The organism is Dactylosporangium fulvum (assembly GCF_025137375.1).
GTDB classification, from domain to species: domain Bacteria; phylum Actinomycetota; class Actinomycetes; order Mycobacteriales; family Micromonosporaceae; genus Dactylosporangium; species Dactylosporangium fulvum.
Map to the genome: position 1 here is coordinate 4,125,062 of NZ_CP073720.1, position 15,225 is coordinate 4,140,286.

12 protein-coding genes are annotated in these 15,225 nt (G+C 73.6%); 7 read left to right on the forward strand and 5 right to left on the reverse strand.

From position 1 onward, the window contains the following. Positions 1–10: 10 nt before the first annotated feature. From Dfulv_RS19555 to Dfulv_RS19570, 4 genes are read right to left on the reverse strand one after another with little or no spacing between them, the layout of a single operon-like run. On the reverse strand, positions 11–1,945 hold the full coding sequence (locus tag Dfulv_RS19555) for a response regulator (RefSeq protein WP_259865448.1): 1,935 nt from the start codon (positions 1,943–1,945) through the stop codon (positions 11–13). Further along, positions 1,942–2,397, reverse strand: coding sequence for a response regulator (locus tag Dfulv_RS19560; RefSeq protein WP_259865449.1), 456 nt, complete (start codon positions 2,395–2,397; stop codon positions 1,942–1,944). The genes Dfulv_RS19555 and Dfulv_RS19560 overlap by 4 nt, the downstream gene beginning before the upstream one ends. Next, positions 2,394–3,587: a sensor histidine kinase gene (locus tag Dfulv_RS19565; RefSeq protein WP_259865451.1), complete on the reverse strand. Its 1,194-nt coding sequence runs from the start codon at positions 3,585–3,587 to the stop codon at positions 2,394–2,396. Before Dfulv_RS19565 ends, Dfulv_RS19560 begins: the two co-directional genes overlap by 4 nt. Further along, positions 3,584–5,023, reverse strand: a complete 1,440-nt coding sequence (locus Dfulv_RS19570; protein WP_259865453.1) for a hypothetical protein — start codon at positions 5,021–5,023, stop codon at positions 3,584–3,586. The genes Dfulv_RS19565 and Dfulv_RS19570 overlap by 4 nt, the downstream gene beginning before the upstream one ends. A 154-nt stretch (positions 5,024–5,177) precedes the next feature. Between Dfulv_RS19570 and nhaA the strand changes: the two genes are divergently transcribed. Further along, positions 5,178–6,470, forward strand: a complete 1,293-nt coding sequence (gene nhaA / locus Dfulv_RS19575; RefSeq protein ID WP_259865455.1) for a Na+/H+ antiporter NhaA — start codon at positions 5,178–5,180, stop codon at positions 6,468–6,470. 85 nt (positions 6,471–6,555) lie between these two features. After that, positions 6,556–8,532, forward strand: a complete 1,977-nt coding sequence (locus tag Dfulv_RS19580) for an Hsp70 family protein (protein ID WP_259865456.1) — start codon at positions 6,556–6,558, stop codon at positions 8,530–8,532. A 718-nt stretch (positions 8,533–9,250) separates the two neighbouring features. On the opposite strand, the gene Dfulv_RS19585 is transcribed toward Dfulv_RS19580, so the two are convergent. Continuing rightward, complete coding sequence (locus Dfulv_RS19585) at positions 9,251–10,753, reverse strand: glucose-6-phosphate dehydrogenase (protein ID WP_259865457.1); 1,503 nt, start codon at positions 10,751–10,753, stop codon at positions 9,251–9,253. Positions 10,754–10,867: 114 nt separating this feature from the next. Between Dfulv_RS19585 and Dfulv_RS19590 the strand changes: the two genes are divergently transcribed. The 5 genes from Dfulv_RS19590 to Dfulv_RS19610 all read left to right on the forward strand — a co-directional run bounded on the left by Dfulv_RS19590 (position 10,868) and on the right by Dfulv_RS19610 (position 15,081). Further along, entirely contained in the window at positions 10,868–11,755 is an 888-nt protein-coding gene (locus tag Dfulv_RS19590; RefSeq protein WP_259865458.1) for an ABC transporter ATP-binding protein, read from the forward strand. After that, complete coding sequence (locus Dfulv_RS19595; RefSeq protein ID WP_259865459.1) at positions 11,752–12,504, forward strand: ABC transporter permease; 753 nt, start codon at positions 11,752–11,754, stop codon at positions 12,502–12,504. Before Dfulv_RS19590 ends, Dfulv_RS19595 begins: the two co-directional genes overlap by 4 nt. A 13-nt stretch (positions 12,505–12,517) precedes the next feature. Beyond that, positions 12,518–13,720, forward strand: coding sequence for a sensor histidine kinase (locus tag Dfulv_RS19600; RefSeq protein WP_259865460.1), 1,203 nt, complete (start codon positions 12,518–12,520; stop codon positions 13,718–13,720). Continuing rightward, entirely contained in the window at positions 13,717–14,355 is a 639-nt protein-coding gene (locus Dfulv_RS19605; RefSeq protein WP_259865461.1) for a response regulator transcription factor, read from the forward strand. Before Dfulv_RS19600 ends, Dfulv_RS19605 begins: the two co-directional genes overlap by 4 nt. A gap of 114 nt (positions 14,356–14,469) precedes the next feature. Then, positions 14,470–15,081, forward strand: coding sequence for a superoxide dismutase family protein (locus Dfulv_RS19610; protein ID WP_259865462.1), 612 nt, complete (start codon positions 14,470–14,472; stop codon positions 15,079–15,081). Positions 15,082–15,225 lie beyond the last annotated feature (144 nt).

Consider the following 15,225-nt stretch of genomic DNA (forward strand, 5'->3'; position numbering starts at 1 on the left):
CAGCGCCCGGTCAGGCACGGCTCGCCTGGCGGACCCGGTTGAGCAGGTCGGCGACGGACCGGCGGAGCTGGTCGGCGGTGAACGGCTTGGACAACAGCGGGGTGTCGTCGGACAGGGTGTGGCCGCCGGGCAGGTTGCCCGCCGTGTACCCGGAGATGTACAGCACCGGCAGGTGCGGGCGGGCCGCGCGGACCGCCTCGGCGAGCTGCGGGCCGGTGACCTCCGGCATGATCACGTCGGTGATGAGCGCGTCCAGGCCGGTCGCCGGGTCGGTGCACAGCTGCAGTGCCGCGGTCGAGGTGGGCGGGGCGGTGACGCGGTAGCCGGCCTTCGACAGGATGCGGACCACGATGTCGCGGACGTCCGCGTCGTCCTCCACCACGACGACGTGCCGGGACCCCGCGTCCGGGACGGCGCCACCGGCGGGGCCTTCGGACGCCGGCCCGGCCGGCCGGTCGGCCTCGGGCAGGGTGACGGCCATCGTGGTGCCCCGGCCCGGTGTGGTGTCGATGCGGATGTCGCCGCCCGCCTCGGTGACCACGCCGTAGGCGGTGGCGAGCCCGAGCCCGGTGCCGTCGCCCGGCCCCTTGGTGGTGAAGAACGGCTCGAAGGCGCGGCTCGCGACCTCCGGGGTCATGCCGCACCCGGTGTCGGTGACCGTCAGCTGCACGCTGCCCGGCCCGGTGGTGCCCGGCACCCGCCGGGTGGTGAGGGTGAGCTGGCCGCCGCCCGGCATCGCGGCCCGCGCGTTGACCACGAGGTTGACCACGATCTGCTCGAACTTGCTGCGGTCGATGACAACCGGCGGCAGCCCCGCCTCCAGGTCGCTGGTGAGCGTGACGTCCTCGCCGATGGTGCGGTGCAGCAGCTGCTCGGTGTCGGCGACGACCTCGTTGAGGTCGAGGACCTCGGGCCGGGACGGCTCGAGCCGGCTGAAGATGAGCAGCTGGCGGGTGAGGGCCGCGGCCCGGTCGGCGGCGCGGCTGATCCGCTCGACGTCGGGGTGGCTCGGGTGGCCGGGGCCGAGGTCGTTCGCGACGTCGGCGGCGTAGGCGGTGATGACCGCGAGCAGGTTGTTGAAGTCGTGGGCGATGCCGCCGGCGAGCCGTCCCAGGGAGTCCAGCCGCTCGGTCTGGCGGAGCTGGTGGTCGAGGCGCTGCCGTTCCAGTTCGGCGTCGTGCTGCTCGGTGACGTCGCGCAGGATGCCCTCGACGGCGACCGGTTCGCCCTCGTCGTCCCGCACGGCCTGGGTGCGCACCTCGATCCACAGCTGGTGGCCGTCGCGGTGCCGGGCCCGCAGGACCGTCGGGTGCTTGCGGCCCTCGGGCCACACCGTCGCCAACCGGCCCAGCTCGTCCGGGTCGAAGATCGTCATGAGCAGGTCGGGGTCGGCGTAGAGCTCGGCCGTCGGGTGGCCGGTGATCGACGTGACCGCCGGGCTGACGTATTCGAGGGCGCGGTCCGGGATCAGCCGGTACCGGAAGATGACGTCGATGGCGTGCTCGGCGAGCAGCCGGAACCGCTGCTCGCTGGCGCGCAGGGCGGCCTCGGCGGCGCGGAGCTGCCGGCGTTCCTCGGCGTCGCGCAGCTCGCGCTGTACCGCCGGGACCAGGCGGCCCATGCGGTCCTTGAGGATGAAGTCGCACGCGCCGGCCTTCATCATGGCGGCGGCGCGGTCCTCGCCGACCTGCCCGGACACGAGCAGGAACGGCGCGTCGCAGCCGTGCTCGCGCAGGATCTGCAGCGCCTCCTCGGCGGTGAACGCCGGCAGGTTGTAGTCGGAGATGACCAGGTCGGGCTCGTCCCCGGCGAGCGAGCCGCGCAGCTGTGCGGCGCTGTGCACGGTGTCGACGGTGAGGTCGAGGCCGCTGCGGCGCAGCCGGGTGACGATGAGCCGCGCGTCCTCGTCGTCGTCCTCGACGAGGAGCAGGCGGATCGGGTTCATGCGTGGCTGCCCGGGCGCGGTGGTACCGGCTCGTTGACCAGCAGCCAGTACATCCCCAGGACGTTCGTGGCCCGCACGAAGTCGGTGAAGATGACGGGCTTGCGCACGTAGCTGTTGGCGCCGAGCCGGTAGCTCTCGACGATGTCGCGTTCCTCGCTCGACGTGGTGAGCACGACGACCGGCAGCGCCTGGGTCGACGGCGCGGCCCGGAGCCGCTGCAGGACCTCGAGGCCGTCGTACTTCGGCAGCTTCATGTCGAGCAGGACCAGGGCGGGCTGCAGGGGCGGCCGCCCGTCCGGCGGCAGCAGCAGGTCGAGGGCCTCGGCGCCGTCGCTGGCGATCACCACCTGGTTGGTGATGTTGTTCTTGGCGAACGCCCGCAGGGTGAACGTCACGTCGTCCGGGTTGTCCTCGACGAGCAGGATGACACCGTCGTTCATTTCCTCGTTCATGGCCGCTCCGCGGCCGTGGCGGTGTCGATGTGCCGCTCCGGCGCCAGGGTGAAGCGGAAGGTCGAGCCCTCGCCGACCCGGCTCTCGGCCCGGATCCACCCGCCGTGGCGGCTGACGATCCGGTGCACGATGGCCAGGCCGATGCCGCTGCCGTCGAACTCGCTGGCCGCGTGCAGCCGCTGGAACGGCTCGAACAGCTTGGCGGCGAAGCGCATGTCGAAGCCGGCGCCGTTGTCCCGCACGTAGAACACGTCCGGCGGCTCGCGGTCCACCTCGACGAGTGCGTCCGCGTGTTGCCCGGTGAACTTCCACGCGTTGCCGATGAGGTTCTGCAGCACGAGCCGGACCAGGTCGGGGTCGCCGGGGGCGGTGAGCCCCGGTGCGATCCGCACCTCGACCCGCCGGTCCGGTTCGACGGTACGCAGCTCGTCGACGACCCGCCGGGCGAGGTCCGTGACGTCGACCGTGCTGCGGTGCAGCTCGGTGCGGGTGGCACGGGACAGGTCGAGCAGGTCGTCGATCATCTGGCTCATCCGCGCCACGTTGGCCTGGAGTCGTCCCAGGTATTCGCGGCCCTCCGCGTCGAGCCGGTCGGCGTAGTCCTCGACCAGCAGCTGCGCGTAGCCGTCCAGGGACCGCAGCGGCGCCCGCAGGTCGTGCGACACCGAATACGCGAACGCGTCGAGCTCCCGCGTCGACGCCTGCAGCTCCGCGGTGCGCTGCTGCACGCGGTCCTCGAGCTCGGCGTTGAGCCTGCGGACCTGTTCCTCGGCCCGCTTGCGGTCGGTGATGTCGGTGGAGATGCCGCACACCGCGTACGCGCGGCCGCCGTCGTCGATGAGCGGGAACTTGACGGTGATGTACGTGTGGAGGCCGTCCTCGCCGGGCGCGGTCTCCTCCATCGACACCGGCCGCCCGCGCTCGGCGGCCTGCAGGTCGTTGGCGCGGAACGCCGAAGCGATCGGCTCCGGGAACAGGTCGTGGTCGGTCAGCCCGACGATCGTGTCCCGGGAGACGTCGAACAGCCGCTCGTACTCGCGGTTGACGAGCATGTAGTGCCCGTCCAGGTCGCGCATGTAGATGACGGCGGAGGTGTTGTCGATGAGCGCGAGCAGCTGGTCGGCACCGACCCGCGGGTCGTGGCCGGGCGCCGCGCGCGCCGACGGCGAGTGCAGGGTCTCCGGGTTCACGGCGCGCCTTCCGCCGGCCGCGCGGGCCCGGTCAGGTCGTCGGCCGTGGGACGCTGCCGCAGGGCCGAGGTGCCGTCGAACCCGACCGCCGCCGAGAGGTCGCCGGGTGCGTCGGCGCGCAGGGCGGCGAGCCCGGTCAGTACCTCCAGCTCCGCCGTCGGCAGGCCACGCAACGCGACCAGTGGATGGTGCTGCCGCACGCGGGTCAGGTGCTCCAGCGCGGTCTCGTCCATCCCGGTCGTACCGCGCCGGTTGGAGACGACGCCCGGGTCGCCGTAGCCGCTCCGGTCCCGCGCCCGCTGCGGGTTGAAGAGGTACCGCTTGCTCAGCATCAGGTGGACGCCGGACATCCGGGCGTTGGCCTGGAGCACCAGGTGCAGCGCGGCCAGCACGGGGAACCGGCCGACCAGCATCCGCAGCTGCGTCTGCGTCGCCTGGGCGAGTCCGTCCTCCGGGTCGCACCGCTGGAGCACGAGCTCGGTCAGCGCCGGCACGTCGGCGACGGCGGCGAGCCGGTCGCGCTCGGCGGGCAGCAGCCCGGGCCCCATCCGGTGCAGGTGCTCGCGGAACCCCGGTGCCTCGGTGCCGAGCACCAGGTCGCGCTCCAGCGCCTCCGGGTCCAGCGCGCCGCTGGGCGGGACGTCGCCGGGCCGCCAGTGCACCGCGAATTGGCGGAACACGTCCATGAAGTGGCCCGCGCTGAGTCCTTCGGCGGGCGGCAGCGCCGCGAAGTCCGCGTTGAGCTTCCGCATGCCCTCCAGGAGCAGGGCGGCGACGCCGAGCCGGTGCAGGGCCTCGGCGCCGAGCAGGTCGACGCTGCCGTCGGCGAGCGGGCCCACGGCCAGGTTCACCGCGCGCTCGAACGTCTCCGACAGCTTGATCAGCTCGAAGAAGCGCACCTCGTCGACCGCCGCCGTGTAGGTGCGCAACGCCCCGTCGTCGAACACGCCCGGCAGGACCGCGAGCCGGGCACCGCCCCACCATGCCTCGCTCGGCGGCAGGTTCCAGCGGGTCAGCGACGCGTACGTGTCGCGGTGCGGGTGCCCGGTGCCGCTGTGCTCGGCGAGGCGGTGGAAGTACTCGAGGAAGCCGATCGGCTCGACGCCGACGCCGACACCGACGTCGAAGGCCCGCTCCGGGGTCGCGCGGTGGGCGGGGTGCCGCTCCTGGAAGTGCCGGCCCAGGCCGGCGCCCACGAGTCCCAGCAGGACCAGCAGTTGGCAGGTGTCACGGGGGCCGTATCGCTCGGGTGTGTCGAGGAGCGGCCCGACGGCGTGCTGGACCATCGCCGGGAACGCGTCGGGCGGCTCGCGGCCGGCGAGGATGTCCCGGTTGAGGGCGGTCATCGGGCCGATGACCCATCGGTTCACCGCGGCCGTGGGGTCGTCGTCGACCCCGGGCGACACGACCGCTGCCTCGTGACGCGCCGTGTCCATGCCCAGAAGCTAACACGTAGAGTGAAGACTTGCTTGCATTCGGTAGCGAATGCGGGCGATTCGCGGATGCCGTAGGGTGTCATCCAGGTGTGCCGGGAAGTCTGGTCGGCGATGTCCTCGTGGACATCCCCGTTTCCGACCCCCAGGAGCCACCATGACCCGTAGCCGCGCACGCCGCCTGCTCGAACGCGGCACGTGGCCCGAGGTCAGCCGGATCGGTGACGTCCTGCGCACCGAGTCGATCGGCGGCCTGCTCCTCCTCGTCGCGACCGTCGTCGCCCTGCTGTGGTCCAACTCGCCCTGGTCGGCCTCGTATGCGGCGCTGTCCGGCGTCCGGGTCGGTCCCGCCGCCTGGCACCTCGACCTGACCCTCGCCGGCTGGGCCGCCGACGGACTGCTCGCGGTGTTCTTCTTCGTCGCCGGGCTGGAGCTCAAGCGGGAGTTCGTCGCCGGTGACCTCCGCGACCCGCGCCGGGCCGTGCTGCCCGTGGCGGCCGCCGTGGGCGGGATGGTCGTGCCCGCGGTCATCTACACGCTGGTGAACGCCACCGCCGCCGGTGGCTCCCTCGCCGGCTGGGCGGTGCCGACCGCGACCGACATCGCGTTCGCGCTCGCGGTGCTCGGCGTGATCAGCACCCACCTGCCGGCCGCGCTGCGCACCTTCCTGCTCACGCTCGCCGTCGTCGACGACCTGCTGGCGATCGTCATCATCGCCGTCTTCTACACCGCCGCGCTGGCCTGGCTGCCGTTGCTGCTGGCGGCCGTGCCGCTGGCCGGCTTCGGCCTGCTGGTGCGCCGCGGCGTCACGTCCGCCTGGCTGCTCCTGCCCCTCGCCGTGGCGACCTGGGCGCTGGTCCACGCCGCCGGGATCCACGCCACGGTCGCCGGTGTGCTGCTGGCGTTCACCGTCCCGGTCCGGCCGGCGGCCGGCGCCCCGGGCGCGGGCCTGGCCCACCGGCTCGAGCACCGGTGGCGCCCGCTGTCGGCCGGCGTGGCGGTGCCGGTGTTCGCCTTCTTCGCCGCCGGTGTCTCGATCGCCGGCGTCGGCGGCGGTACGGGCATCGCCAACGCGGTCACGCTCGGCATCGCCGTCGGCCTGGTCGCCGGCAAGACCGTCGGCGTCGTCGGCGCGACCTGGCTGGTGCAGCGGTTCACCCGCGCCCGGCTCGCCGAAGGCGTGTCCTGGTGGGACGTGCTCGGCATCGGGCTCCTCGGCGGCGTCGGGTTCACCGTCTCGCTGCTCATCGCCGAGCTCGCCTTCGGCACGGGCACCACGCAGGACGGCTACGCGAAGATCGGCGTCCTGCTCGGCTCGACGACCGCCGCCGTGCTGGCCGCCGTCGTGCTGCGGCTGCGCAACCGGTACTACCGCCTGCTGTGCGCCGAGGAAGAGGTCGACGCCGACGCCGACGGCGTGCCGGACGTCTATGAGCGCACCGACCGGTGACGCGGGCAACCCTGCCACCGGAACAGGTAGCCGCACGCGCCGTTGAGAGGATCTGGCCGTGGCGGGGAGTCCGTATATTGGCCACGTGGACGTGCGAGAGTACCGACTCGGGGTCGACTTCGGTACCTCGAACACCGTGGCGATGCTGGCCTGGCCCGACGGCAACGTGCGGCCCCTGCTCTTCGACGGCTCGCCGACACTGCCGTCCGCCGTCTACGCCGACCCGCACGCCGGGCTGCTCGTGGGCCGCGACGCGGCGCACGCCGCCCGGGTCAGCCCGGAGCGGTTCGAGCCCAACCCGAAGCGGCGCATCGACGAGGCCACCGTGCTGCTCGGCGACCACGAGATCCCCACCGTCGACCTCATCGCGGCGGTGCTCGCCCGGGTCGTCGGCGAGGCGCGGCGGGTCTCCGGCGGCCCGATCGGCCAGGTCACGCTGACCTTTCCGGCCGCCTGGGCGCAGACCCGGCGCGGCGTCCTGCTGGCGGCCGCCGAGCGCGCCGGCCTCGGTGCCGTCGCCCTGCTGCCCGAGCCGGTGGCCGCCGCCCAGGTCTTCCGCGCGATCAGCGCCGCCAACGCCGGCCCGGGCTCGACCTTCGTCGTGTACGACCTGGGCGCCGGCACCTTCGACGCGTCGGTGGTCCGGCACGGCGCCGGCACGTTCGAGGTGCTCTCCGCCGAGGGCCTGAGCACCAGCGGCGGCCTCGACATCGACGCCGCGATCGTCGCCCACCTCGGCGCGATCCACGCCGCCCGCGACCCCGCCGCCTGGAGCCGGCTCCTGCACCCCACCGGCAGCGCCGACCGGCGCGCGAACCGGCTGCTGTGGGACGACGTCCGCTCGGCCAAGGAGATGCTGTCCCGCACCTCCACCACGATGATCCACATCCCGGCGTTCGACGTGGACGTCCCGCTCGGACGCGACCAGTTCGAGCAGCTGGCGCGGCCGATCCTGACCGCGACGGTGACCGCGACCCGGGCCGCGATCGCGTCGGCGGGCCTGAGCCCGGCCGACATCGCCGGCGTCTTCCTCGTCGGCGGCGGCAGCCGGATCCCGCTGGTCGCCACGCTGCTGCACCAGGCCCTCGGCGTCGCCCCGACGGCGGTCGAGCAGCCGGAACTCGTGGTGGCGCAGGGCGCGGTCGGCGCTGCGGTGTCCGGGTCGCCGGTCTCGCCCGGTGCCGGCGGGCCGTTCCCGCCGGGTGCCGCTGGGTCCGTGGCGCCGTTCGCGGTTTCCGGGCCGCCGGTCTCGCCCGGTGCCGGCGGGCCGTTCCCGCCGGGTGCTGCCGGGTCCGTGGCGCCGTTCGCGGTGTCCGGGCCGCCCGCCACGCCGACGTCGGCGGTGCCGGCGTCGGGCGCACCCGTGTCGGGCGCACCCGTGTCGCCCGGGTTCGGCATGGCGCACGTCGCCGCCTACCCGGCGCCGTCGTCGGGCCCACCCGCCCCGCCGGTCGGCATCGAACCACCGCCGTTGCGTCCCGGGCCCACCCCGCCGTCGTCCGGCCGGACCACGGTGCCGCCGAACGGCTACGGCGCGGCGCCCCCGGCCGTGCCCGCCCCGCCGTCGTCCGGCCCGAAGCGCCGCACCGGCGTGCTCGTCGCGGCCGCCGTCGTCGTGCTGCTGGTGATCGGCCTCGGCGTCTACGGCCTGACCAAGCTCGGCGGCACCGGTGACGACAACTCGGGCGACCGGTCGACGGGCCAGCGGCAGACGACCGGAGGTGAGGAGACGCACGGTGAGCAGGTGGCGGCCGACGTCGAGCAGGACAACGTCGACTGGTACACCACCGCCACGGCATACACCGCCAAGCCCGGCCGGACCGTCGCGTACCAGTGCCCGCCCGAGGGGACGATCGGCCCCGTGTGGGGCTCCGGCCCGTACACACTCGACTCCTCGGTCTGCACCGCGGCCGTCCACGCCGGGTACATCAACCTCGCCGACGGCGGCCGGGTCGTCATCAAGATTCTCGACGGGCAGGAGTCCTACACCGCCAGCACCCAGTTCGGGATCGTGACGGCCGCCTACGACGATTACCCGTGGTCGTTCAACATCGTGGGGTGAGCGGGAGACCTCGGCTGGACATCAACCCGGCTTGAGGTCCTACAGACCCGGTCCGTCTTCGCGACCGGCGTGGTCTCCGGGATCTTCCTCGTCGGCACCACGTCGGGCGTGACCTTCCTCGTCACGTCGGTGATCAGCGGGATCCTCGTCGCGATCGGTGGCATGTTCTGGGTGTTGGTCCTGGCGCTCGGGGTGCTCGCCCTCGCCGTGGCGCACCTGGCCGCCGTGCCGGTGGCCGAGCGTGCCCCGGCGACGGCCGAACCGGCGCTCCCGGCCCCGGTCGAGGCAGCGGCCGGGCACACGGCGATGCCGGAGCCGGACGAGCCGGCGCCGGCCCCGAAGCGGACGGTCGACCTGCGCGGCACCATGCTGGTCATCGGCCAGGTGCCCGACCTGCCCGCGCTCATCCTGTTCTCGGCGTTCAACAACTTCCTCGGCGGCGTGTTCATGGCGCTCATGGACGCCTACGGGCTGTCGCTGGTCTCCGTGGAGGCGTGGGGCCTGCTCTGGGGCGTGCTGAGCACCGGCTTCATCGTCGGCGGCCTGCTCATCGCCCGCACCGGCCTGGGCAAGAACCCGGTCTGGCTGCTGCTCGCGGTCGACCGACGGCGCGGGCGCCCGAACGATCGGCGACTGGTTCGGCACCGGCGCAGACCCCGGAGCCGGCCCCGGCCTGACGCCGGGCAGCCGGGCCGGGTGACGGGGCCGGCAGCGGGAACTACTGCCCCACCAGCCACTTCCGGGGCGCCGCGAGTCTGCGGGCCTGCGGCGGGCCCCACGAGCCCTGCGGGTACGGCTGCGGGCGGGGGCGGTTGTCGAGGAGCGGCTGGGCGACCTTCCACACCGCCGACAGGCCGTCGGGGCGGGTGAACAGGGAGCGGTCGCCGAGCAGGATGTCGTGGATCAACCGTACGTAGGGCGGCAGCGGCGCGGCGTCCGGCAGCTGGGCCAGCGGGAGGCGGGCGTCGGCCGGCTCGACGTACAACTCCACCCCGGGTTTCTTCGCGAGCAACCGCACGTCGATCTCGCCCGACCCGGACAGGGAGAACGAGATGACGTTGGCCTGCCCGGGCAGTTCGCCGAAGGGGCCGTGCGGGGTGCGCAGGACGAGGCTGACCCGCTCCTCGCTCACGGCGAGCCGCTTGCCGGTCCGCAGCAGGAACGGCACACCCCGCCAGCGCGGGTTGTCGATCCACAGGCGCGCGGCGACGAACGTGTCCGTCCGGGACCGTGCCGCGACGCCCGGCTCGTCGCGGTAGCCGGTGAACTGGCCCAGGACGACCTCCGCCGGGTCGAGCGGGCGGAACGAGCGGATGACCTTCTCCCGCGCGGCCTGGAGGTCGGTGGCGCCGAGGCTCGCCGGCGGCTCCATCGTGACCTCGGCGGCGACCTGGAACAGGTGCGTCACGAGCATGTCCAGCACCGCCCCGGTGGCGTCGTAGAACGCGGCGCGGTCGGTGATGCCGAGCGTCTCCGGGACGTCGATCTGCACGCTCTCGATGTGGTCGCGGTGCCAGGCCGCGCCGAACAGCTCGTTGGCGAAGCGCAGCACGTGCAGGTTCTGCGTGGCCTCCTTGCCGAGGAAGTGGTCGATCCGGTAGACCTGCTCCTCGTCGAGCACCGAGCGCACGGTGCGGTTGAGCGTTCGGAAGCTCGCCGGCGAGGTCCCGAACGGTTTCTCGTAGACGACCCGGGCGCCCTCGGCGAGCCCGTGCGCGCCGAGGGCCTCGGTGATGCCGGCGAAGGTGACCGGCGGCACGGCGAGGTAGTGCACCAGTTGGGCGTCGTCGCCGACCCGCTCGCGGGCCTCGCCGATGACGTCGAGCAGGCGGCCCGGGTCGTGCTTGTCGAACCCGTGGCCGGCGAAGAGCAGCCGCCGCTCGAAGTCGCGCCACGCCCGCTTGTCCGGGTGCGGCCCGAACTTGTCCAGCGCCTCGCGGACGTGGTCGCGGAAGTCCTCGTGCGTGAGGTCGCCGCGGCCGTTGCCGATGAGCACCCAGTCGTCGGGCAGGAGCCGTTCGAGGGCGAGGGTCATGAACGCCGGCAGGACCATCCGCCTGGCCAGGTCTCCGGTCGCGCCGAACAGCACGAACACGGTCGGCTGCGCGCACGGCCGGATCGTGGCCCGGCGGGCGCGGGTCGTCGTCGCCATCACGATCACACCGTAGGCACGGCGGGCGGCCCGGCCCGGTGCCCGGCCGCCGGCGGGGACCACCGTCATCCGGTATCTCACACGCACGGCATGACATTTGTCATCGCCGGGCGGTGAACGGTACAGCCGGATCGGTGTACGGCTGCACTACGAGGCGGCCCGCCACCCCGACAGACTGCTGTCATGTCAGTGATCGATGTGTACGGGCTGTGCCGGCGGTACGGCCACTTCGAGGCCGTCCGGGACGTGTCCTTCGGCGTCGAGCGGGGCGAGCTGTTCGCGCTGCTCGGCACGAACGGCGCCGGGAAGACCTCAACCCTGGAACTTGTCGAGGGTCTGGACCGCCCGGGCGGCGGCCGGGTGCGGATCCTCGGCCACGACCCGTTCGCCGACCGGGCGTGGGTCCGTCCGCGGATGGGCATGATGCTGCAGGAGGGCGGCTTCCCGGCCGACCTCACCGTGCTGGAGACGCTGCGGATGTGGGCCGGGACGCTCACCTCGCCACGGCCGGTCGCCGAGGCGCTGACGCTGGTCCGTCTCGACCATCGGGCGACGGTCCGGGTGCGGCAGCTCTCCGGCGGCGAGCGGCGCCGCCTCGACCTGGCGGTCGCGATCCTGGGCCGGCCCGAGGTACTCGTCCTCGACGAGCCGACGACCGGGCTGGACCCGCAGAGCCGCCACGACGCCTGGCGCCTGCTGCGCGACCTGCTCCGTGAGGGGGTCACGATCCTGCTGAGTACCCACTACCTGGAGGAGGCGCAGGCGCTCGCGGACCGGCTCGCCATCATGCACCGCGGCCGGATCGTCACCGCCGGCTCGGTGGCCGAGGTGGTGGCGGCCTACCCGTCCCGCATCGCCTTCGCCGCGCCGCCCGGCGTCGACCTGCCACCGCTGCCGGGTGAGGTGCTCGTCGGCGACGGCAGGGTCCTCGTCCACACCACGGCGCTGCAACCGGCGCTGGCCGCGCTGCTCGGCTGGGCGGACCGGTGCGGGGTCGAGCTCATCGGGCTGGACGCCCGGTCGGCGTCGCTGGAAGAGGCGTTCCTGTCGATCGCGGGGGAGCGGCCGTGAAGAGCGTTCTCGCACTCGGGCGTGCCGAGCTGCTGCTGTTGCTGCGCAACCGGATGGCGTTGTTCAACGCCGCGGTGCTGCCGGTGCCGCTCGTCGGGCTCACCGCGAGCGCCGCGAGCGACGGCGACCCCGCCGGCAACTCGCGGCTCGTGACCGGGCTGCTCGGCATGGTCATCCTCGGCGTCGTCTACTACAACCTGGTCACCACCTACGTGGCCCGCCGGGAGGAACTCGTCCTCAAGCGGCTGCGCACCGGCGAGCTCACCGATGCCGCGATCCTCGTCGGCACCGCCGGCCCGACCCTGGCCGTCGCGGTGCTGCAGATCCTGCTGTTCGTGGCCGGCGGCGCCGTGCTGATGGGCCTGCCGGTGCCGGTCAACGCCCCGGTGCTGCTGTTCGGCGCCGTCGCCGGGGTCGTCGCGTTCGTATTGCTGGCCGCGGTCAGTTCGGCGCTCACCCGCACGGTCGAGCTGGCCCAGATCACCACGCTGCCCGTGCTCGTCGTGTGCCTGCTCGGCACCGGGTTGTTCGTCCCGCCGGACACCGTCCCCCCGGTGGTCGCCGACATTCTACGGTGGTTGCCACTGGCACCGGCGACCGAGCTCATGCGGCTCGGTTGGGTCGGCGACGGCGGCACGTTCCTCGGCGTGTTGCGCGCGGCTGCGGCGCCGGCGGGACTGCTCGTAGCCTGGACGGTGCTCGGCTGGCTGGCCGTGCTGCGCTGGTTCCGCTGGGAACCGCGACGGTGAGAGGGAGGGCGGCATGCGCGCGTGGTGGTTCCGGAGGAGCCAGGCGGAGCGGTTCGAGCTGTACATCCGCGTCTCCTTCTACTCCTACGTGCTGGTTTCGCCGTTCTTCGCCGGCGGCCTCGTCCACGCCGACGTCGGCATCGGCGAGTCGTGGGTAGTCGCCGCCCTGACCGTCGTGCACACGGGTGTCTGCCTGCTGCTGCTGCGCGCCGGCATCGACCACTACATCGGTCTGCGGCCCAAGCCGATCGGCCTCGTCGCCGCCGGTGCCGCGCTGACCGCCGGCGGGGTCGGCCTTGCTCTCGCCGTGTATCCGGGGCCGACACCCGGCCGGCTTGCGGGCCCGGCGACCGCGGTCCTCATCGTCCTGGCCGGGTCGTACGTCGCCGCGCTGTGCACGGCGGTCCGCCTGCGCTCGTCGCTCGCCGCGGCGGTGGCGTGCACCGGCGCGCTCGTCCTGGGCGGCGATCCCCGTGCCGCGGTCGTGCTCGGAACGCTGCTCACCGGGATCGTCCTGGCCAACCGGGTGTCGCTGTGGATGCTCGGCGTGGTCCGGGAGCTCGACCGGGCGCGGCACGTGCAGGCCGGGCTCGCGGTCGCCGAGGAGCGGCTGCGGTTCGCGCGTGACCTGCACGACGTCGTCGGCCGCACGCTGTCGGTCGTCTCGTTGAAGGCCGAGCTGGCCGCGCAGCTGGCCAAGCGCGGCCGCGACGAGGCGGTCGACGAGATGCTGGAGGTGCGCAGGATCGCCCAGGAGTCGCTCGCCGAGCTGCGGTCGCTGGTCGGCGGGTACCGCGCGGCCGACCTCACCACGGAGCTCGCCGGGGCCCGCGCGCTGCTCGCCTCGGCCGGCATCGAGTGCCGCGTCATCGGTGACGGCGCGGGCCTGCCGGAAGCGGTGCAGGGCATCCTGGGCTGGGTGGTCCGGGAGGGCACGACGAACATGCTGCGGCACAGCGACGCCCGCTCCTGCACCGTGACGCTGCGCACCGGACCGGCGGCGGTGACTCTGACGATGGAGAACGACGGTGTCATGCCCCGGCAGGACCGCGTCCGCTTCGGCGGCGGGCTGGTCGGCCTGACCGAACGTGTCACCGGCCTCGGTGGCACGGTGACCGCCGGATTCCTTTCCCAGGGCGGCTTCCGTCTGGCGGTCGAGCTTCCGCCGTCCATAGTGGACGCATCCGCGGCGGCCGGAACGGTGGCCATCGCATGACCGCCGCGCCGATCCGCATCCTCCTCGCCGACGACGAGCACCTCATCCGGGGCGCGATCGCGGCGCTGCTCGGGCTGGAGGACGACCTCGAGGTGATCGCGCAGGCCGCGACCGGCCGGGAGGCGCTGGCGCAGGCCCGCGCCCTGCGTCCCGACGTCGCCGTGCTGGACCTGCAGCTGCCGGACCTCGACGGGGTGGCCGTCGCCGTGGTGCTGCACGAGGAGTTGCCGGCCTGCCGCACGATGATCGTCACCAGCCACGGCCTGCCCGGCCACCTCAAACGCGCGCTGACCGGTGGCGTGCGCGGCTTCCTGGCCAAGACGGTCTCCGCCGAGCTCCTCGCGACGGTCGTGCGCATCGTCCACACCGGCGGCCGGTACGTCGACCCGCAGCTCGCCGCCGAGGCCATCAGCGCCGGCGAGAGCCCGCTCACCGCCCGTGAGACCGAGGTCCTGACCCTCGCCGCGGACGGCGCCCTGATCGAGGAGATCGCCCGCCACGCCGCGCTGTCCCCGGGCACGGTCCGCAACTACCTGTCCTCCGCGACGGGCAAGACCGGCGCCGCCAACCGCCACGAGGCCGCGCGGATCGCCCGCAGCCGCGGCTGGATCCAGCCCTACACCGGCGGGCCGTAGGCGCCGCGACCAGGATGTCGCCGTCAGGCGGCGGGGTACGCCCGGTGTGACCGTCCGGGTGACCGGCAGGCGTGTCCCGTCCGTGCCGCGGCCGGCAGCGGTCAGGCTGGTGACGTGCTGTTGAACCGCTGTGCCGTGGCCGCGCTGACCCTCGTGGTGACGGTGGCGGTGGCCGGTTGCAGCGACGACCCGGACGCTCCGGCGGCTGCGCCGTCGGCGACGCAGCCCGTCAAGGCGACGGCGAAGGGCACGTTCGTGCCGGTGGCGTCGGCCCCGGCGGACGCGAAGGCGCTCCTCTACGAGCCGTCGGCGGTTCAGGGCAGCCCGAGCGCCGACCTCACGCTCATCAGCGGCAAGGGGCGGACCATGGAGTCGCTCGTGGTGACGGGATTCGACCCGAAGCGCCGGTACGGGGCACACCTGCACGCCGAGCCGTGCGGCAAGGACCCGTCGGCCGCCGGCCCGCACTTCCAGCATCATCCCGACCCGAAGGCCAGCCGGTCGCCGTCGACGGATCCCTCGTACGCCAACCCCCACAACGAGGCGTGGCTCGACTTCACCACGGATGCGAGCGGCCGCGGTGAGGCGACCGCCGAGCAGGACTGGGAGCTGACGCCGGACCACCGCCCGAACTCGCTGGTGATCCACGCCGACCCGACGAGCACGAGTCCCGGCTCGGCCGGCACCGCCGGTTCCCGGGTGGCCTGCCTGACGATCACCTACTGACGTTCCGGCACGGTACGGGCTTTCCGCCGCCCGTGCCGGGACGTGAGCCGCGCCCGGCGGGCGTTCTCCTGCGCGAACACGTACGGCGTCCGCAGCTCCGGCATCGTCCGGGGCGACCTGACGGCCGGTCCCGGGAAATGACGG